This is a genomic window from Paenibacillus sp. R14(2021) (assembly GCF_019431355.1).
In the GTDB taxonomy this organism is placed as follows: Bacteria; Bacillota; Bacilli; order Paenibacillales; family Paenibacillaceae; genus Paenibacillus_Z.
Genome location: NZ_CP080269.1, coordinates 3,970,732 through 3,990,000, shown reverse-complemented (window position 1 = coordinate 3,990,000; position 19,269 = coordinate 3,970,732). Strand labels below are relative to the sequence as shown.

The window sequence follows — 19,269 nt, the reverse complement described above, 5'->3', positions numbered from 1 at the left end:
GTTTTTTTGACAATGCCTTGCTTTGTTGCAAAGAACAAGAAGCGGTCCGGTTCAAAGGACTCTACCGGTATGACGGCATTAACCGTCTCTCCCTGCTCAATTTGAATAAGATTGATAATCGGCGTTCCGCGCGCAGTTCGGCTGAGATCCGGAATCTCATACGCCTTGAGACGGTACACTTTCCCTTTATTCGTAAAGAAGAGCAGGAAGTGATGGGTGTTGGAAACGAATAGATGCTCGACAAAGTCGGTATCCTTCGTATCCATGCCAATGACACCTTTGCCGCCCCGCTTCTGGCTGCGGTAGGTCGTTACCGGCAGACGCTTCACGTAGCCGGAATGGGTTACCGAGATGATGACATCTTCGCGCGGAATCAAATCCTCGTCGAGAATGTCATCGTCGCTTGCCATCAGTTCCGTGCGGCGCTCGTCGCCAAACTTCTGCTTTACTTCTTCTAATTCATCGTTAATGATCTGCAGAACAAGCTGCTCGTCTGCAAGAATCGCTTTGAATTCCGCAATTTTGCGAAGAAGCTCAGCATATTCAGCTTCGATCTTGTCGCGCTCGAGTCCTGTAAGGCGCTGCAAACGCATATCCAGAATGGCCTGCGCTTGATCAAAGCTAAGTCCGAAGCGCGTAATCAGGCCTTCTCTGGCTTCTTCCGTTGTTTGCGAAGCGCGAATCAACCGGATCACTTCGTCCAAGTTGTCCAGCGCGATACGTAAACCTTCCAGAATATGCGCGCGGGCTTCTGCCTTCTTCAAGTCAAATTCCGTGCGACGGCGGATAACCTCGACCTGATGCTCCAGGTAGTAATACAAGATATCGCGCAAATTGAGCGTGCGGGGCTCTCCTTTAACCAGGGCGAGCATATTGAAACCGAAATTCATCTGCATCTGCGTTTGCTTATACAAATTGTTCAGCACGACCGTCGGTGTTACGTCGCGGCGAAGTTCAATGACTACCCGCATGCCGTTTCGATCGGACTCGTCACGCAAATCGGTGATACCTTCGATTTTCTTCTCGCGGACAAGCTCAGCGATTTTTTCGACCAACCGCGCTTTTACAACCTGATAAGGAAGCTCATGCACGATGATACGGGCTTTGCCGCCGTTCTCTTCGATTGTTGCTCGAGCACGCATCGTGACCGATCCGCGGCCGGTCGTATACGCTTGACGCATGCCTTCGCGTCCCATCACGAAACCTGCCGTCGGGAAGTCCGGTCCTTTGATATACTCCATAAGCTCGATCGGCGTGATATCGGGATTACGGATCATCGCTTGTACGCCGTCGATAACCTCAGTCAAGTTGTGCGGTGGAATGTTGGTTGCCATCCCTACGGCAATACCCGTCAAGCCGTTAACCAGCAAGTTCGGGAAACGTGCCGGGAGAACCGTAGGCTCATGCTCCTCACCATCATAGTTAGGTGCATAATCAATGGTCTCTTTATTAATATCGCGCAGCATTTCCATCGCAATCTTGGAAAGCCGTGCTTCCGTATAACGCATAGCTGCAGCCATATCGCCGTCGATGGAACCGAAGTTCCCGTGTCCGTCAATAAGCATGTAGCGAAGCGAAAAGTCCTGCGCCATACGTACCATGGTTTCATATACAGCAGAATCGCCATGCGGATGATATTTACCGATGACTTCGCCGACGATTCTGGCGGATTTTTTGTAAGGCTTGTCCGGGGACATGCCCAGCTCGGACATTGCAAAGAGAATCCGGCGATGCACCGGCTTCAGTCCGTCACGGACATCCGGCAGCGCGCGGCTGACGATGATACTCATTGCATAATCCATAAACGATTCGCGCATCTCAGTACCGATATCGCGGTCTCGTACTTGCAGACTTTTCTCTTCTGCCATCGTTAACCTCCTAGGGTTTGCATATGTTTAAGCTTTTCAATAACGAAAACCTCTGGCAGCCGTCGCCATTGATGAGCAGGGTTGTCGTATAACAGAATACTAGATACCATTATCCTTTTTGCTCATTCTTGCCAACCTTAAACGTTTGCAAACAATAAACTTGCAATGGTCCGGTCACATGCCTCTAAACTTCAGAATCATTAGTTTGATACACGCTCAAAATCCGTCTCTTCGCCATAAACTAACATATCCTGCATGCATTTTATGAAAAAAGTTGGATAATGCAAAAAATAGGCATTATCTCTATTATAACATTGATTTCAACCTGTGTCTCCTGCATGCTTTGTAATCCCACACGCTAGCATGAACCTGAAAGGTGGATCGCCATTGGCCATTCAACGCGTTAAAAGTAAATGGGCAAAAACCAAAGTATTGCTGCGCGCAGAGCCGCTGCGCGAGCGGATTCCACTGACGAAACGATGGAATATAACCGATCTGGCACACATGCTGGATACGTATGCGATGGTCTATGTAAAGCCTGATCAAGGCACCTTTGGCTTAGGTGTCGTACGTGTAGAAAAAAGATCAAGTGATCTCTATACCTATCAGTCAGGAACTCTACTGCAAAGCTTCACCTCGTTTGAGCAAATGGCGGCTTCCCTCCGGAAGCGGATTGGAAACCGAGCCTACCTGATCCAACAGGGGATTCCACTGCTTACTTACGAGGGACTACGATTCGACATTCGTGTCATGGTACAGATGAATCCGAAGAACGAATGGGAAACAACCGGCATTATCGGGCGGGTCGGCCATCCCAAAAAAATCGTAACTAATTATCACAGCGGCGGCGTGCCGAAGTCATTCAACAAGCTGATGGGTGCTTATTTGACGGAATCGCAGACGCGCAGCTACGGGGCTTGGCTGGCTGAGCTCGGAACAGATGTCGCGAAGCAGCTGCAAACCGAATATCCGCGCTTAAAGGAAATCGGCATTGATATCGCAATTGATCAATCGTTTCAGCCCTGGATCCTCGAAGTGAACACGCTGCCTGATCCTTTTATTTTCCGTAAGCTTGAAGACAAGAAGATGTTTCGACGCATCTACCGTTATTGCTTAGCCTATAATCGGCGTTTAAGCTGAAAACAAGCCGCCCGGGTAACCGGACGGCTTGTATCTGTATGTCAATTAAATATCTAGATTTTTAACAAATTTCGCGAATTCTTGGATAAACTCACGGCGCGGCTCAACATTATCGCCCATGAGCGTCTCGAAAATATTATCTGCTTCGATGGCATCCTCAATTGTCACTTGGAGCATGGTACGACTCTCGGGATCCATCGTCGTTTCCCATAACTGGGATGCGTTCATTTCTCCGAGACCTTTGTACCGCTGTACATTGACCTTAACGCCTTCGCCGAATTCGCTGATGATCGCATCGCGTTCTTTCTCGCTCTGCGCATAACGAACAACTTTGTTGCGTTCAATCTTGAAGAGCGGCGGCTGCGCGATATACACATAGCCGGCCTCAATGATTTTGCGCATGTAGCGGAAGAAGAACGTAAGCAGCAGTGTGCGAATATGCGCGCCGTCGACGTCGGCATCTGTCATAATAATGACTTTGTGATACCGCGCTTTGGAAATGTCGAAATCATCCGCAATGCTTGTTCCGAGCGCCGTGATGATGGCACGGATCTCCGTGTTGGACAGAATCCGGTCCAGACGGGCACGTTCGACATTCAAGATTTTACCGCGCAGCGGCAGTATCGCTTGGAAGTGCCGATCGCGGCCTTGTTTGGCTGAACCGCCTGCAGAGTCACCCTCTACGATGTAGATCTCGCTGATGGATGCATCGCGCGAAGAGCAGTCTGCAAGTTTACCTGGCAGTGCGCTTACTTCGAGCGCGCTCTTGCGGCGTGTCAGTTCGCGTGCTTTGCGGGCAGCCTCGCGAGCACGTGCTGCCTGTAAACCCTTCTCCACAATTTTCTTGGAGACCGCTGGATTTTCATCCAAGAACTCTTGAAATTTCTCAGCGAAGAAGGACTCTACGATACCACGTACTTCGCTGTTTCCGAGCTTGGTCTTCGTTTGACCTTCAAACTGCGGTTCAGGTATTTTCACGGAAATGATCGCGGTCAGACCTTCGCGGACATCATCGCCGGAGAGGTTGGAGTCGCTGTCTTTAATTGCATTCATCTTGCGGGAATATTCATTGATGATCCGTGTCAGCGCACTCTTGAAACCGGATTCATGCGTTCCGCCTTCATGCGTATTAATGTTGTTGGCAAAAGAGTAAATATTCTCGGTATAGCTGTCGTTATACTGCAGCGCCACTTCGACTTGAATGTTATCCTTTGAGCCTTCGACATAAATCGGCTGTTCATGCAGCGCTTCCCGGCTGCGGTTCAAATATTTGACGAATTCGATAATACCGCCGTCGTATTTGAACGTATTCGTAGCACCGCTTCGTTCGTCAAGCAGCGCGATTTCAATGCCTTTATTGAGAAAGGCCAACTCGCGAATCCGCGACTGGAGCACTTCATACTCGTACACTAACGTTTCTGTGAAAATTTCGGCGTCCGGCTTGAACGTAGTCGTTGTTCCGGTTTCGTCCGAATCTCCGATCACTTGGAGGTCATATTGAGGTGCACCGCGGCGATACTCCTGACGATGGATTTTGCCTTCGCGCTTAACGGTAACAACGACATGCTCAGACAAGGCATTAACGACTGAAATACCGACCCCGTGAAGGCCGCCGGATACTTTGTAGCCTTCGCCGCCGAACTTACCGCCGGCATGAAGGACCGTCATGACGACTTCAAGCGTCGATTTTTTCAGCTTAACGTTCTCGCCGACCGGAATACCGCGCCCGTTGTCAATAACGGTTATGCTGTTGTCTTCATGTATAATGACTTCAATGCGCGTACAATAGCCTGCCAGCGCCTCATCGATACTATTATCAACGACTTCCCATACGAGATGGTGAAGCCCTTTGCCGCTTGTGGAGCCAATGTACATCCCTGGGCGCTTGCGTACCGCTTCTAACCCTTCAAGAACTTGAATCTGGCTTTCATCATACGTGTGCTGATTCGACGACATGCTGGGTTTCACTGCTCCTCTCAACTACTTGCCACTTTGCAAACCTTATAGCCGCTGCATCTCTAACTAGTCGCAAAATGGTGCGATCGTTTCTTCAGTGTCGAGGATGAGATGGGCGAATAGTAGATCTTGTTCTCCGTCACTACGATTGACTTCGCTTCTTCTTCTCCTATAACTTCAACGTCTTTTCGCTTACGGGCTTGTGCGACGAACTGTTTGGACAGTTTGGAGGACTGCTCAATTGAGATGTCAAATATAGCGACGAGCTCCGCGGCGCGAATGATCTTTTCCCCGCCCAAATGAATGTACATAGTCTCCACCCTTCGTTCGCATCGGCGTCCTATCGGTTACAGCTCGACATGACCATCCTTCACTTGATAGATCCGGGCATCATCCAGCTTGCTGATATTGACGCTTTCAAGTCCTGTAGTCGTAATAAACGTTTGCACTTTGCTTTGAAATGTTTCGATTAGCTGCGTCTGCCGATGTTGATCAAGTTCAGACAAAACATCATCAAGCAGAAGCAGGGGATACTCGCCGATTTCTTCATGAATCAGTTCGATTTCGGCTAGTTTCAAGGATAACGCCGTTGTGCGCTGCTGGCCCTGCGAGCCATAAACAGACGCTTCTTTGCCATTTATATAAAAGGCCATATCATCACGATGAGGACCAACAAGCGTCATTCCACGACGAAGCTCCTGATCCTTAACCTGTGTTAACTTTATCATAAATTGCTCAAATAATATAGATTCTTCTTCCTTAGCGTCACTTTCGAAGGACGGGCGATAGAGGATTGAGAGCTCTTCAGAACCGGCGGTTATGCCTGAATGGATGTGCTGCGCCCACTTCTGAAGCTTCTCTATGAAGTTTTGCCTTTTTTTCACAATTTTAACACCATACTCGGCAAGCTGCATATTCCAGACGTCCATCATCGCCATATTGGCATTGCCTGGCATCGTCGATTTGAGGTAGTTGTTGCGCTGCTGAAGCACCTTATGGTATTGACCGAGCGCATGCAAATAACCGGGCTGCACCTGGCCGATTTCCATGTCCAGAAACCGCCGGCGTATGCCCGGTGTACCTTTCACAATTTCGAGATCTTCCGGCGCGAACATGACGACATTAAGCGACCCGACAAAATCACTTAGCTTACGCTGCTCCAGCCCGTTGATCCGGGCTTTCTTCCCTTGCTGGGACAAAGCGAGATCAAGTGTAACCGCGCCGTACCTTTTGTCCACCTCACCTCGGATGCGGGCTTCGTTCGACTGCCAGCCGATCAGTTCCTTATCCTTGCTGGTTCGATGGGACTTGGTCAGCGCAAGCACGAAGATTGCTTCCAGCAAATTCGTTTTTCCTTGTGCATTGCGGCCGACAAACAGATTAACCTGGCTGTCGGTCGTAAGCTCGATGCCCTCGTAATTGCGGTAATGCTGCAGTTGAATGGAATTTAATCGCAATGTAAAGCCTCCCGGTTCTTGCTGGCAAAAACAGCAGGTTGCCGCATTACCGTTTCACAATCGTAAAAACGCCAAATCCCTTCACGTCAACCTGGTCGCCTGTATACAGCTTGCGGCCGCGGCGATTGTCAGCTTCTCCGTTAATAACGACCTCGTTTTCCTGCAAGAAAAATTTAGCTTCGCCGCCGGTGCTAATGCATTCCGACAGTTTCAAAAACTGGCCGAGCGCGATATATTCCGTCGAAATTCCAATTTGTTTCATACACGTAGTCTCCTATCAGCCTGTTGTCCGGTACGGCAAGATGAGATGCAGGCTGTGCGAATGGTCGGTCGGTTTGATAATGATAGGGCTCATCGCCCCTGTAAATCCGATGAATAAATACTCGCTGTCGATAACTTTAAGCGCATCCAGCATATATTTGGAGTTGAACGCGATGCGCAGCTGTTCACCGTTCATTTCTTTCACTTCCAGCTGCTCGGTAACACGGCCGAGCTCCGTGGAGCTGGATGAAATTTCAATCGAACCGTCTTCCTGGGTCACGAGTCGGACAATGTTGGTTTTCTCTTCACGCGACATCAAATAAGCTCGGTCGATTGCATCCGTCAATTTTTTTGTATGCAGGACAAGTTCTGTTTTGAACTGCTGCGGAATAATTTTAGAAGTATCGGGATAGGTTCCGTCCAAGATGCGGGAGTAGAACAAAACGTTGCCTACTTTAAACAGCACTTGATTGTCCGCCACAACGATATCCACATGTGTATGATCGTCCGGAACGATTTTGGACAGCTCATTTAATGTCTTGCCGGAGATAACCACATTGGAAAAACGGTATCCCTCTAACGCTTCGACGGTTGCGATTCGGCTGGCCAGACGATGTCTGTCCGTCGCTACGAATTTCAGCTGCCCATCAGCCAAGTTCCACAATACGCCGGTCAAAATAGGCGTTTGTTCGCTAGTAGAAGCTGCGAATACGATTTGTCGAATCATCGATTTGAGCAGATCGCCTGGGACAGAGATGGATTCGCTTTGTTGAATGGTAGGCAGAACAGGGAATTCTTCTGGATCCAAACCGACCATTTGAATATCCGTCGAGCCGGAGCGGATCAAGGTTTGGAAATGGTCTTTGACTTCGATTTCAAGTTCGTCTGAAGGCAGCTTCTTGACGATTTCAACAAAAAATTTAGCTGGAAGCACAACACTTCCCGGCTTTTCGACTTTCGCAATGACAAATTCACCGTTTTCTACGGGAATGAAGCTTTGAATGGATATGTCTGTGTCGCTTGCTGTCAGTGTAACACCTTGGTGGTTTACGTCGATTTTAATCCCGCCGAGAATAGGAATAGGCGGACGTGAAGAAGAAGCTTTGGAAACTTGTTGGATAGCATCGTTTAGTTGATCTTTGCGGATCGTTAATTTCATGATTTTCACTCCTAAAGGACAGGGATCACGACAGCGGTTTGATGAGGCGTCGTTTCCACCTATATTTTGATGATGTTTATTAATAATATTAGTAGAAGTCGTAGTAGGGGCACTGAATATGTGGATAAGTGTCGATAACGCTGATAAAGCAAGCCTATCCACATGTGTACAGCGTGTGCATAGGCTTGCTGATTCATTGTTGAAGAAAGTGTATAACTTTTCTGGTTATGCAGCATTCTTTCTTATTCAAGTATGATTCTTGATCTTCTCGGTCAGCGTTTGAATGATTTTGAACAGCTCAGCATCGATTTTCAGCTGCTGGGTTATTTTCTCGTGCGCATGAATGACCGTCGTATGGTCTCGGCCCCCGAATGCTTCCCCGATCTTAGGCAGCGAATGATCCGTTAGTTCTCGCGAAAGGTACATGGCAATTTGTCTCGGGAAAGCTACGGCCTTCGTTCTTTTTCGCGCCTTGAATTCTTCCATCTTGAGCCCGTACAATTCGCCGACCTTCTGCTGAATATCGTGCATCGTAATCATTTTGGGCCGGCTGGAAGGAATGATATCCTTTAGTGCCTCTGCCGCCAAATGAGACGAAATATCCTCGTTTATTAGAGAGGAGTAAGCAACGACTCGAATGAGCGCACCCTCCAGCTCGCGAATGTTCGTATCGATCTGACTGGCGATATAGACCATCGCTTCGTTCGGAATATCCAGGTTCTCCGCTTTGGCTTTCTTTCGCAAAATCGCGATCCGCGTCTCGAGATCAGGCGGCTGAATATCCGTAATGAGTCCCCATTCGAACCGTGAGCGCAGCCGTTCCTCCAGCGTCGGAATTTCTTTAGGAGGGCGGTCACTGGAAATGACAATTTGCTTGCGTTCCTCGTGCAGAGCGTTGAATGTATGGAAAAACTCTTCCTGGGTCTGCTCTTTGCCTGCGAGAAACTGAATATCATCTATAAGAAGCACGTCGATATTCCGGTATTTGTTGCGGAAGCTTTCGCCGCGGTTATCCCGGATCGCATTAATGAATTCGTTCGTGAATTTCTCGGAAGACAAATAAAGAACCCGCGTGTTGGGGTTATGTTCCAAAATATAATGCCCGATTGCATGCATTAAATGCGTCTTGCCGAGTCCTACTCCGCCGTAAAGAAACAACGGATTGTAAGCCTTGGCCGGCGCTTCGGCGACAGCTAATGAAGCAGCGTGCGCGAAACGGTTGTTAGCGCCGATGACGAATGTATCGAACATGTACTTAGGATTAAGCATGTGCGAATAGGTTTCTTCGGGCCCAACCTGTACGGGCGGCAAAACAACCGGCTGAAGATCTGCCGGTTCAGGAGGCTTATTTTCTTCAATGACAAATTTAATGTCGAATTGGCGCCCCATAAATTCCTGAAGTGTCGTCCGCACAAGTTTTGTATACCGGCTTTCGAGCCATTCGGCCGCAAAAGTCGTCGGAGCTGTCACTACGACTACGGAATCGCCGCTAAACGAAGCATTAGTTGCTTTGAACCAAGTGTCGAAGCTTGGCTTGCTGAGTTTAGTTTGTATGATCGACAGCACCTGTTGCCACATTTCGTGCGTATGGCTATCCACAGATTGTCACTCCTTATCCAATTCACCGAAAATGGCGCTCTCAAGCTGAAAATGTCGAAATGGTGGGTAAGCTGCTTCGTTTCATCCACATTATTAAGGGAAGGCGGAAAACTATTATCAAAGGGGAATGAATGTTGTTCACATTGTTATCCACAGGGTGTTAATAATGTTGAGGGGAAATTGGAGTCATCCACACAGAAAACATATTTATCATAGCAAAATAAGCCTTGATATTCAACGATTCTAGACATTTTATCCACAAATTCAATAGGTTGTGTATAAAACTTATCGACAACACTAGATATTGTTAATATCGTGTTACCAATTCGACATAAACCGGGAAAAGCCGATAAATTCATCCACATGTTATTAATTTACTGGAACAAACCGCTGATCTTACTGTTTATCCACAACGAGGGCGCGCATTCATTTCTCCAACCTTTGTTCTGGTCTATTCGGTTGACTTTTGTTTGGCCGCATGGTTTAATTGAAAAAGGCGTTTTTTCACGGAGAATGCTCATCGTCCTATTTTCTTTTTGACTTTGCAGCATTACGCTTAGGGAAAACACGACGATCGCTAATCGTGCAGACGATAAGAAATAGGGTTACGCAAGGCGATTGAGCAAGGATAGGAGGTGCATAGATCAATGAGACCTACATTTAGACCTAATGTTAGTAAACGTAAAAAAGTTCATGGTTTCCGTAAACGTATGGCTTCCGTAAATGGACGTAAAGTGCTTAGCGCCCGCCGTAAACGGGGAAGAAAAGTACTGAGCGCGTAACTTTAAGACCACATTACGTGGTCTTTTTTTATTGAATTGAAACGTTGTATTGCCGCGAAGATCGACGATCGCCGTTTCAGCTTGTGTTTTAACGGTCATACTACGTAATAAAGGTTCGGTGAAGATGCGCCGTGCAAAAGAAGCTGCGTTTGCGTAAACGCGAAGATTTCAGCCGGATCTATCGGAACGGCAAATCATTCGCTAACAGCCAGTTTGTCGTTTATTGGTCACGACAACATAAAGCGGATCCCTTCCGGCTTGGCGTATCGGCCAGCAAGAAGATCGGCAATGCCGTGGTTCGCAACCGGATGAGGCGGCTTGTGAAGGAAATTGTTCGCCATCAGAAGGATCGCATAGCTGAACAGCTGGATGTAATCGTCATTGTGCGGAAGCCTGCTGTCGGTCTTGAATTGAAGGAATTAGAGAAAAGCATGCTTCATGTTTTGAAGCGGGCTGGGCTCCTGAAGAACGGTCGGTGAGAGCGTGAAATCGCTTTATCCGGCGGGTTGGGGCTTGTTTCTTTGTGCCATAAAATGTGATATAGTTTACGTGAATGATTTTGCAGCGCTTTTGTCCTCACGGAGGCAGCGCTCATGGTGCGCAGAGAGGAGTTTTACATGTTGTCCCGTATTTCGAAACGAACATGGTTTACGGCAATCGCCTTAATTGCTGTGATGCTTTTCTTGAGCGGCTGTTCATCGGCTACTCACCCGGTATCAATGGATGATTTATCGCACGGCAACTTCTGGCAGAAGCACGTCGTTTACTATTTCTCACTTTGCCTCGAAACGTTCGCAAAGTGGTTTAACGGTGAATACGGCATCGCCATTCTGCTAATGGTGGTCATCGTAAGAACGTTGATTCTTCCGCTAACGATTAAGCAGTACCGCAGCTCGAAGGCCATGCAGGCTTTGCAGCCGGAGCTCGCAAAATTGAAAGAGAAGCACAAGGACAATCCTCAGAAGCAGCAAGAAGAAACGATGAAGCTGTTTCAGCAGCACCAGGTTAACCCGCTTGCCGGCTGTTTGCCGCTGCTCGTGCAGATGCCTGTATTCATCGCGTTGTACAATTCAATTTATATGAATGAAAACATTCGTGAGCATACATTCCTGTGGCTGCAGCTCGGCGAGAAGGACCATACGTATGTCCTGCCGATTCTGGCTGCGATCACTACATTTATCCAGTCCAAGATGATGCAGTCTCAGCAAAAGACGATGGCCGCTATGCAGGGCATCATGTTGATTTTCCCGGTTTTGATTTTCGTCATGGCACTTTCGTTCCCGGCGGCTCTTCCGCTGTACTGGATTTTCAGTAACACGTATACCATTACGCAAAACTATTTCCTTTATGTACGCAAATCGCCTAAAGATAAGGAGAGTGTCCCTGCGAAATGAAGAAAATCCTAGCATCGGGTAAAACGATCGAAGATGCTGTACAAAATGGGTTAACGGAATTGCAGGTATCCGCGGATCGTGTCAATGTGACCGTCCTGGAAAAGCCAAGTAAAGGTTTGTTTGGTCTGATCGGCGTCAGAGTCGCCAAGGTCGAGCTTGTTCTTAAACCGGAACAGGATAAGATAGACACTACGACTATTCCCGCACCCGCGGTAAAGTCCGCAGTTGATTCACCAGACAAACCGGCTTCGAAGGCGAAGGATGCCATCCTTGAAACGGAACGATTCATTATTGAAGTGGCAAGAACAATGGGGCTTGACATTACGATTGCTCGTCACGATTCAAAAGAGGGATTGATTCTGGCGTTGTCCGGCGGTGGAGATTTGGGTTTATTGATCGGCCGCCGAGGGCAGACGCTCGATGCTATGCAATATCTGGTCAACATTGTGGCCAACCGTTATTCCAGCAGTCATCTGCGTATTGTACTTGATGCTGAGGATTTTCGTGAGCGTCGCCGTAAGACGCTTGAAGATTTATCTGATCGCTTGGCGGGCCATGTTATCCGTACGCGGAAAGAAGTCGTACTCGAGCCTATGGCGCCTCACGAGCGAAAGATTATTCATTCGCAGCTCCAAAACCACACGAAAGTCAAAACCTTCAGCAAAGGCGACGAACCGAACCGGCGCGTGGTCATTACACTGAAGTAGTAACGATGCATAGGGTCTATTCCAGCAATGGCTTCCAACGGTCATTGCTCATTTTTTATTTCGGATCAGGTTAAGAGGGAAAATGATATGATGATTAAAGACACGATTGCCGCCATTTCGACAGCTGTCGGAGAGGGCGGCATTGCCATTATACGGGTCAGCGGACCCGAGGCTGTTGCCGTATGTGCAGGATATTTCCGTTCCAAAACGGATATTACCGAAGTGGATTCGCATACCATCCATTATGGTCATATTGTCGATCCGGCCAATGGTGAAACGATAGAAGAAATTCTGCTAACGATTATGAGGGGGCCTCGGTCATTCACGGCGGAGGATGTTGTCGAGCTTAGCACGCATGGCGGCGTTATCGCTGTCAAGCGCGTACTGGAGCTTCTGCTGCGTGCTGGAGAGATTCGATTAGCGGAGCCGGGCGAGTTTACGAAGCGCGCTTTCCTTAATGGACGAATTGATCTTACGCAGGCAGAGGCGGTTATTGATCTGATCCGATCTAAGTCGGATCGGGCGTTCTCAGTGGCGCTGAAGCAGGCGGAAGGCACGCTTTCCAAAAAGGTAAAGGTACTACGCCATGGGTTGATAGAACTGCTTGCGCATATCGAGGTCAATATTGACTATCCGGAGCATGATGTGGAATCCATGACGAGCGCTTATATTCGCGAGCGCTGCGGAGAAGCCTGCCAGGAAATCGAGCGGTTGTTAAAAACGGCTGCAGAAGGCAAGATATTACGTGAAGGCATTGTAACTGCTATTGTTGGACGTCCGAACGTCGGCAAGTCTTCGCTGCTGAACGCGCTTGTACAGGAGAACAAAGCAATTGTAACGGATATTCCGGGCACAACACGGGATGTCATTGAAGAGTATATTACGCTCGGCGGTATTCCGCTGCGCCTGTTGGATACCGCGGGGATTCGCGAGACGGCCGACGTGGTGGAGCGGATTGGCGTGGAACGATCCCGTACAGCGCTTGAGGAAGCGGATCTCATTCTATTCGTGCTAAACGCCAACGAGCCGCTTCATCCCGATGATCGCCAGCTGATGGAGCAGCTGCGCAGCCGACAGGTTGTCGTGCTGCTGAACAAGACGGATCTGCCGATTGTGCTGGAGACCTCAGAGGTAGAGGAATGGTTCCCTCAAGAGGCAATCGTTCGATTGTCTGTTCTGAAGGAGCAGGGGCTGGATGAGCTGGAGAACGTCATTAGCCGGATGTTTTTTAACGGTGAGCTGGAATCGGCTGATTTGACTTACGTCAGCAATGTTCGACATATTACGTTATTGAATCATGCTCGTCAATCGCTCATTGATGCGATTGAAGCTACCGCGATGGGCATTCCGATTGATATTGTGCAAATTGATGTGCGAACCGCATGGGAGCAGTTGGGTGAATTGATAGGAGATTCGGTAGCTGAGTCGCTTATTGATCAAATTTTCTCTCAGTTTTGTTTAGGTAAATAATGATTGTCTTTGAGGCAAGGAGGGATAAGGATATGGGATATCATGCAGGTGAATTTGACGTTATTGTTGTAGGTGCAGGGCATGCAGGCTGTGAAGCTGCACTGGCTTCTGCGCGGATGGGGTGCGAGACGCTGCTGCTCACAATCAATCTGGATATGGTGGCGTTTATGCCATGCAATCCATCGATTGGCGGTCCTGCGAAAGGACATGTCGTTCGTGAAATTGATGCGCTCGGCGGTGAAATGGGCCGCAATATCGATAAGACATTTATTCAAATGAGGATGCTGAACACAGGAAAGGGTCCAGCTGTTCATGCACTTCGCGCGCAAGCCGATAAATTCTTATATCAGCATTTCATGAAGCAAACGATCGAGGAGACGGACCATTTGACACTTCGCCAAGGTATGGCGGAGGATCTCATCATTGAGGATGGCGTCTGCGTAGGCATTGTGACGAAGACAGGGGCGGAGTACCGGGCTAAATCGATCGTTGTGACGACGGGCACCTACTTGCGCGGGAAAGTCATTATGGGTGAATTAATGTATGAGAGCGGGCCGAATAACCAGCAGCCTTCGATTAAGCTGTCGGAAAGCCTGCGTGCATTAGGACTTGAACTGGTACGGTTCAAAACCGGAACGCCGCCGCGCGTGCACGGCGACACCATCGATTTCTCCAAAACTGAAATTCAACCTGGTGATGAGAAGCCTAAATTCTTCTCCTACGAGACGGAATACTCCGACAATGAACAGCTGCCGTGCTGGCTGACGTATACGTCGGAGGAAACGCACCGGATCATCAACGACAATTTGCATCGTGCACCAATGTTCTCAGGAGCGATTGAGGGAACAGGGCCAAAGTACTGTCCATCCATCGAAGATAAAATCGTCCGTTTTGCGGATAAACCGAAGCATCAGATCTTCCTAGAGCCGGAAGGCAAGAACACATCCGAATACTACGTCCAAGGGCTGTCGACCAGCATGCCGGAAGACGTGCAATTAAGCATCTTGCGTTCTATTCCAGGTTTGGAAAATGTTGAGATGATGCGTACAGGCTACGCTATTGAATACGATGCCGTCGTTCCGACGCAGCTCTGGCCTTCGCTTGAAACGAAGCTTGTTCCAGGACTGTTCACAGCTGGTCAAATTAATGGTACATCCGGTTATGAGGAAGCAGCAGGTCAAGGAATTATGGCCGGCATTAATGCGGCTCGGAAAGCACAGGAGAAGCAGCCGGTTATCGTTGAGCGGTCCCAAGGCTATATCGGCGTTCTTATCGACGATTTGGTTACGAAAGGAACAACGGAGCCTTATCGTCTGTTGACGTCCCGTGCGGAATATCGACTCCTTCTGCGGCATGATAATGCGGATCTGCGTCTAACGCCAATCGGGCATGAAATCGGTCTGATTTCAGAAGCGAGGTACAATAAGTTTACGACGAAGAAAATGATGGTGGAGCAGGAGATCGAACGGCTCAAAACGGTGAAGGTTAAACCTGATGAAGCAACGCTTGTCATGATGGAAGAAGTCGGAACAGCCCTTATCCAGCAGACGACGGATGCGTTATCCTTACTGCGTCGTCCTGAAATCACGTATGACATGATTGAGCGATTGTCTCCTTCTGAGGAACAGCTTACCGAGGATATGAAGGAACAAGTTGAAATTCAGATCAAGTATGCAGGTTATATCGAGAAGCAGCAGCTGCAGGTAGAGCGGATGGCGAAGATGGAGAAGAAGCGGATTCCTGACGATATTGATTATATGGTTGTCACCAACCTGTCCAAGGAAGCTAAGCAAAACCTGTCCACGATTCGTCCGTTATCTATCGGTCAGGCATCGAGGATCGGCGGCGTAACGCCTGCTGATATTTCCATTCTGCTTGTCTATTTGGAACATTACAATAAGGTTGTCGCAGCACGGGGGTAAACATGAATTCGACTGAGACGTGGTTTGTACAATTGCTGGAGGAGCATGGAGTGGCAATATCGCCGCTTCAGCTTCAACAGTTTCAATCCTATTATGCGCTGCTCGTGGAATGGAACGAGAAGATGAATTTGACTGGCATTACGGAGAGGGAAGCGGTTTATGAGAAACATTTTTATGATTCCGTGACCCTTTCTTTTTTTATGAACATGAGTGATGTATCAGCTGTTGCCGATATTGGATCGGGAGCTGGCTTCCCAAGTATTCCGCTCAAAATCTGCTTCCCTCATCTACGCGTGACCATTGTTGATTCTCTCAACAAACGCATTCAATTTCTTGAGCATGTTGTACAGGAGCTTGGTTTCCAGCATGTTGCTTGCGTTCACGGTCGTGCGGAAGATATCGGGCGGTTGCCTGCTCATCGGGATGCGTATGATGTGGTAACGGCTAGAGCGGTTGCAAGACTTAGCGGATTAAATGAGTTGTGTCTTCCTTTTGTCAGGAAAGGCGGCGTGTTTATCGCTATGAAGGGCTCTGATCCCGCAGAGGAAACGGCAGAAGCAAAGCGGAGTTTATCGGAGCTGCGTGCGAAGCTAACGAAGGTTCATCATCTGAAGCTGCCCTTTGAACAATCTGACCGTCATATCATTGTGATAGACAAGCTTGCCGATACACCTGCTAAGTACCCAAGAAAAGCAGGCCTACCGTTAAAGCAGCCAATCGTATAGATGAGCTGTAGGGAATAATTGCAAATTGTTTCACGTGGAACATTATCGTGGCGACTTTTGTTTAGAATCTCGCTGTGTCAAGCAGGAAATCAACTTACAGCCGACGAATGATATATGAACGACGTTACTCGGCACTTTGAAATCGGGTGGTATGTTGACGCTATGAAAGAACAATTCTCACGTTTATTTGGTTTAGGCGATCAAAAGAATCTAAACCAAGATGAAGTCAAACAACTTCCGCTCGGTGAGGTGGATACAAGTCCCTACCAGCCGCGTACTGTTTTTGACGATGATCGTATCGATGAGCTGAGTCAAACGATTCGAACACATGGGGTCATTCAACCCATCGTAGTTCGACTTCGCAACGGCAGATATGAGATTATCGCAGGTGAACGCCGATATCGTGCAGTAAAGAAGCTGGGGCTTGAAACGATTCCTGCTATTATCCGGGAATTTAATGATTCCCAGGCTGCTTCAATTGCATTGATCGAGAATTTGCAGCGAGAAGGCTTAACTTCGATTGAGGAAGCGGTTGCCTATCAGAAGTTGATAGATCTGCATAACTTGACGCAGGAAAGCTTGGCGCAGCGACTGGGGAAGAGCCAATCAACGATAGCCAATAAGATCAGATTGTTGGGACTAGGTGAAACCGTCAAAAATGCGCTCATGGAACGCAAGATAACGGAGCGTCATGCAAGAGCGCTGCTTTCTCTGGATACGGAAGAGTTGCAACTCAAAGTGCTGGACGATATTATGACTAAAGAGCTTAACGTGAAACAAACGGAAGCCCGAGTAGCTTTCTATAAGGAAGCCGTCAAAACAAAGAAGTCGAAACGGATTTCATTTACGAAAGACGTTCGCTTGGCATTGAACACCATACGCCAGTCGATTGATATGGTGTCAGGGTCAGGACTTCAAATTAAGACAAACGAACAGGATTACGATGATCATTATGAAATCGTCATCAAGATTCCGAAACGTTAAATAGCAGTGTCGACAGCCGTCCAGAACAAGGACGGCATCGTCGTTTTTTCATTATGAAATAATAATTACAGTAGTATACACGAGATTCATAGTTTCATATTGCTCGGTAGATGGCATCAATAAGTAATCAGCATAGAGGTGAACGGTTTGTCTAAAACGATAGCAATAACGAACCAGAAGGGCGGTGTCGGAAAAACGACCACGTCTGTCAATCTGGGTGCATGTTTGGCTTCGCTGGGTAAAAAGGTACTGCTTGTTGATATTGATCCCCAAGGCAATACAACGAGCGGGATTGGAATCAATAAAGCGGATGTAGCGCATTGTATTTATGATGTGCTTATTAATGATGTGCATCCTAATGAAGCTACCTGCGCAACGAATATTGAGGGATTAAATATTATCCCGGCAACGATTCAGCTGGCAGGCGCCGAAATTGAACTGGTGCCAACCATATCCCGTGAGCAGCGTTTGAAGAAGTCGCTGTCGCTTGTCAAAAATCAGTATGATTATATTCTTATTGATTGCCCGCCTTCGTTAGGCATTCTTACGATCAATTCATTAACGGCTTCTGATTCTGTCATAATCCCGATTCAATGTGAATATTACGCGCTGGAAGGACTTAGCCAGCTCTTAAATACAGTACGCCTCGTGCAAAAGCATCTGAACACTTCGCTTCAAATTGAAGGTGTTCTTCTTACGATGTTTGATGCACGTACGAACCTGGGCATCCAGGTCATTGAAGAAGTGAAGAAGTATTTCCAGCAGAAGGTTTACCAAACGATTATTCCGCGGAACGTTCGTTTGAGCGAAGCCCCTTCGCATGGACAATCTATCATTACGTATGATCCAAGATCCAAAGGAGCAGAGGTGTACCTTGAACTCGCGAAGGAAGTGATTATGTATGAGCAAGCGGCTAGGTAGAGGACTTGATGCGCTTATTCCATCACTTTCTGTCAGTGAAGACGATAAAGTGGTTGAAGTACAGCTTACCCAATTAAGACCGAATCCGTATCAACCGCGTAAAACCTTTGATGATGATGCGATTAAAGAACTGGCGGAGTCGATCAAGCAGCATGGTGTCATTCAGCCGATCATCGTACGCACTGTTCTAAAAGGGTATGAAATCATTGCTGGTGAACGCCGGTTCCGTGCCTCACAGCTATGTGGAAATGCTACGATCCCTGCAGTCGTTCGCAACTTTTCCGATCAACAAGTGATGGAGATTGCTCTCATTGAAAACCTCCAGCGTGAAGATCTCAATGCGATCGAGCTTTCTTTGGCTTATCAAGCGTTGATGGACAAATTCGATCTTACTCAGGAAGAGTTGTCAATGAAGGTAGGGAAGTCCCGCTCGCATATCGCGAACTTCCTTCGTCTGCTTTCACTGCCCGAACAGATCAAGGAAAATGTTTCACGTGGAACATTATCGATGGGACATGCAAGGGCGATTGTAGGGGTGAAAGAAGAGAAGCGTAAGAAGGAATTGGCTGAACTGACCATTGCTAATGAGTGGAGTGTCAGGCAGTTAGAGGAAGCAATTAAAAACTTGGATCAACCTCTCGTTGATAAAGCGAAGGAACCGGTTTCGAAGAAAAAGGATCCGTATATCGACGAGATAGAGGAAACGCTCCGAGAACAATTCAAGACGACCGTCAAGATTAAACAACAGAAGGATAAAGGACGAATAGAATTGCTGTACTACAATAAACAAGATCTGGAGCGGCTGCTTGAGCTGCTGCAGCAATTATCATAAAGGAACACGCATAGATGTTACCTCTTATATAGCATACTTGATTTGGCGATGTTTGAAGCACGACTGCCAATCAAGTATGCTATTGTTAGGAT

At 47.8% G+C, this 19,269-nt stretch carries 18 protein-coding genes (1 of these 18 only partly in view); 11 read left to right on the top strand and 7 right to left on the bottom strand.

The window, feature by feature from the left end; translation table 11 throughout:
* On the bottom strand, positions 1 to 1,868 hold the 5' portion of the coding sequence (gene gyrA / locus KXU80_RS18545; RefSeq protein ID WP_219834687.1) for a DNA gyrase subunit A. 628 nt of this gene lie to the left of the window's left edge; only the first 1,868 of its 2,496 coding nucleotides appear in the window; its start codon is at positions 1,866 to 1,868; the stop codon falls past the left edge of the window.
* 387 nt (positions 1,869 to 2,255) lie between these two features.
* Between gyrA and KXU80_RS18540 the strand changes: the two genes are divergently transcribed.
* Complete coding sequence (locus tag KXU80_RS18540) at positions 2,256 to 3,008, top strand: YheC/YheD family protein (RefSeq protein WP_219834686.1); 753 nt, start codon at positions 2,256 to 2,258, stop codon at positions 3,006 to 3,008.
* Between the two features lie 45 nt (positions 3,009 to 3,053).
* Here the strand turns inward: KXU80_RS18540 and gyrB are convergent, their stop codons facing one another.
* The 6 genes from gyrB to dnaA all read right to left on the bottom strand — a co-directional run bounded on the left by gyrB (position 3,054) and on the right by dnaA (position 9,440).
* Complete coding sequence (gene gyrB / locus KXU80_RS18535; protein WP_219834685.1) at positions 3,054 to 4,964, bottom strand: DNA topoisomerase (ATP-hydrolyzing) subunit B; 1,911 nt, start codon at positions 4,962 to 4,964, stop codon at positions 3,054 to 3,056.
* 62 nt (positions 4,965 to 5,026) lie between these two features.
* Positions 5,027 to 5,275, bottom strand: a complete 249-nt coding sequence (remB, locus tag KXU80_RS18530; RefSeq protein ID WP_219834684.1) for an extracellular matrix regulator RemB — start codon at positions 5,273 to 5,275, stop codon at positions 5,027 to 5,029.
* 36 nt (positions 5,276 to 5,311) lie between these two features.
* The gene (gene recF, locus KXU80_RS18525; protein ID WP_219834683.1) at positions 5,312 to 6,421 is read right to left on the bottom strand and encodes a DNA replication/repair protein RecF; all 1,110 of its coding nucleotides are present in this window, start codon (positions 6,419 to 6,421) and stop codon (positions 5,312 to 5,314) included.
* Between the two features lie 46 nt (positions 6,422 to 6,467).
* A complete protein-coding gene (gene yaaA / locus KXU80_RS18520) occupies positions 6,468 to 6,683 on the bottom strand; it encodes a S4 domain-containing protein YaaA (protein WP_219834682.1) in 216 nt (71 codons plus the stop codon).
* 15 nt (positions 6,684 to 6,698) lie between these two features.
* A complete protein-coding gene (dnaN, locus tag KXU80_RS18515) occupies positions 6,699 to 7,841 on the bottom strand; it encodes a DNA polymerase III subunit beta (RefSeq protein ID WP_219834681.1) in 1,143 nt (380 codons plus the stop codon).
* 246 nt (positions 7,842 to 8,087) lie between these two features.
* Positions 8,088 to 9,440 carry a chromosomal replication initiator protein DnaA gene (gene dnaA / locus KXU80_RS18510; protein WP_308858104.1) on the bottom strand — a complete coding sequence of 451 codons (1,353 nt, stop codon included), beginning with the start codon at positions 9,438 to 9,440 and terminating at the stop codon, positions 8,088 to 8,090.
* A gap of 647 nt (positions 9,441 to 10,087) precedes the next feature.
* On the opposite strand from dnaA, the gene rpmH reads away from it, so the two are divergent.
* The 10 genes from rpmH (at position 10,088) to KXU80_RS18460 (ending at position 19,177) form a co-directional block, all read left to right on the top strand.
* Positions 10,088 to 10,222, top strand: a complete 135-nt coding sequence (gene rpmH / locus KXU80_RS18505; RefSeq protein ID WP_219834680.1) for a 50S ribosomal protein L34 — start codon at positions 10,088 to 10,090, stop codon at positions 10,220 to 10,222.
* 131 nt (positions 10,223 to 10,353) lie between these two features.
* The gene (gene rnpA, locus KXU80_RS18500) at positions 10,354 to 10,701 is read left to right on the top strand and encodes a ribonuclease P protein component (RefSeq protein WP_219834679.1); all 348 of its coding nucleotides are present in this window, start codon (positions 10,354 to 10,356) and stop codon (positions 10,699 to 10,701) included.
* Positions 10,702 to 10,815: 114 nt separating this feature from the next.
* Entirely contained in the window at positions 10,816 to 11,616 is an 801-nt protein-coding gene (locus tag KXU80_RS18495; protein ID WP_374987712.1) for a YidC/Oxa1 family membrane protein insertase, read from the top strand.
* Positions 11,613 to 12,323: an RNA-binding cell elongation regulator Jag/EloR gene (gene jag / locus KXU80_RS18490; protein ID WP_219834678.1), complete on the top strand. Its 711-nt coding sequence runs from the start codon at positions 11,613 to 11,615 to the stop codon at positions 12,321 to 12,323. Before KXU80_RS18495 ends, jag begins: the two co-directional genes overlap by 4 nt.
* Positions 12,324 to 12,413: 90 nt before the next feature.
* On the top strand, positions 12,414 to 13,793 hold the full coding sequence (gene mnmE / locus KXU80_RS18485; protein ID WP_219839108.1) for a tRNA uridine-5-carboxymethylaminomethyl(34) synthesis GTPase MnmE: 1,380 nt from the start codon (positions 12,414 to 12,416) through the stop codon (positions 13,791 to 13,793).
* 32 nt (positions 13,794 to 13,825) lie between these two features.
* Positions 13,826 to 15,715, top strand: coding sequence for a tRNA uridine-5-carboxymethylaminomethyl(34) synthesis enzyme MnmG (gene mnmG, locus KXU80_RS18480; RefSeq protein WP_219834677.1), 1,890 nt, complete (start codon positions 13,826 to 13,828; stop codon positions 15,713 to 15,715).
* Between the two features lie 2 nt (positions 15,716 to 15,717).
* Positions 15,718 to 16,440, top strand: coding sequence for a 16S rRNA (guanine(527)-N(7))-methyltransferase RsmG (gene rsmG, locus KXU80_RS18475; protein WP_219834676.1), 723 nt, complete (start codon positions 15,718 to 15,720; stop codon positions 16,438 to 16,440).
* Positions 16,441 to 16,602: 162 nt separating this feature from the next.
* Entirely contained in the window at positions 16,603 to 17,424 is an 822-nt protein-coding gene (noc, locus tag KXU80_RS18470; protein ID WP_219834675.1) for a nucleoid occlusion protein, read from the top strand.
* Positions 17,425 to 17,571: 147 nt separating this feature from the next.
* The gene (locus KXU80_RS18465) at positions 17,572 to 18,345 is read left to right on the top strand and encodes a ParA family protein (RefSeq protein ID WP_219834674.1); all 774 of its coding nucleotides are present in this window, start codon (positions 17,572 to 17,574) and stop codon (positions 18,343 to 18,345) included.
* Positions 18,326 to 19,177 carry a ParB/RepB/Spo0J family partition protein gene (locus tag KXU80_RS18460; RefSeq protein WP_219834673.1) on the top strand — a complete coding sequence of 284 codons (852 nt, stop codon included), beginning with the start codon at positions 18,326 to 18,328 and terminating at the stop codon, positions 19,175 to 19,177. Before KXU80_RS18465 ends, KXU80_RS18460 begins: the two co-directional genes overlap by 20 nt.
* The last annotated feature ends 92 nt before the right edge of the window (positions 19,178 to 19,269 follow it).

Coding starts and splice junctions, on each gene's coding strand:
- gyrB (WP_219834685.1), bottom strand. CDS start 4,964: ATGTCGTCGAATCAGCACACGTATGATGAAAGCCAGATTCAAGTTCTT.
- remB (WP_219834684.1), bottom strand. CDS start 5,275: ATGTACATTCATTTGGGCGGGGAAAAGATCATTCGCGCCGCGGAGCTC.
- yaaA (WP_219834682.1), bottom strand. CDS start 6,683: ATGAAACAAATTGGAATTTCGACGGAATATATCGCGCTCGGCCAGTTT.
- dnaN (WP_219834681.1), bottom strand. CDS start 7,841: ATGAAATTAACGATCCGCAAAGATCAACTAAACGATGCTATCCAACAA.
- rpmH (WP_219834680.1), top strand. CDS start 10,088: ATGAGACCTACATTTAGACCTAATGTTAGTAAACGTAAAAAAGTTCAT.
- KXU80_RS18495 (WP_374987712.1), top strand. CDS start 10,816: ATGGTGCGCAGAGAGGAGTTTTACATGTTGTCCCGTATTTCGAAACGA.
- jag (WP_219834678.1), top strand. CDS start 11,613: ATGAAGAAAATCCTAGCATCGGGTAAAACGATCGAAGATGCTGTACAA.
- mnmE (WP_219839108.1), top strand. CDS start 12,414: ATGATTAAAGACACGATTGCCGCCATTTCGACAGCTGTCGGAGAGGGC.
- mnmG (WP_219834677.1), top strand. CDS start 13,826: ATGGGATATCATGCAGGTGAATTTGACGTTATTGTTGTAGGTGCAGGG.
- rsmG (WP_219834676.1), top strand. CDS start 15,718: ATGAATTCGACTGAGACGTGGTTTGTACAATTGCTGGAGGAGCATGGA.
- noc (WP_219834675.1), top strand. CDS start 16,603: ATGAAAGAACAATTCTCACGTTTATTTGGTTTAGGCGATCAAAAGAAT.
- KXU80_RS18460 (WP_219834673.1), top strand. CDS start 18,326: ATGAGCAAGCGGCTAGGTAGAGGACTTGATGCGCTTATTCCATCACTT.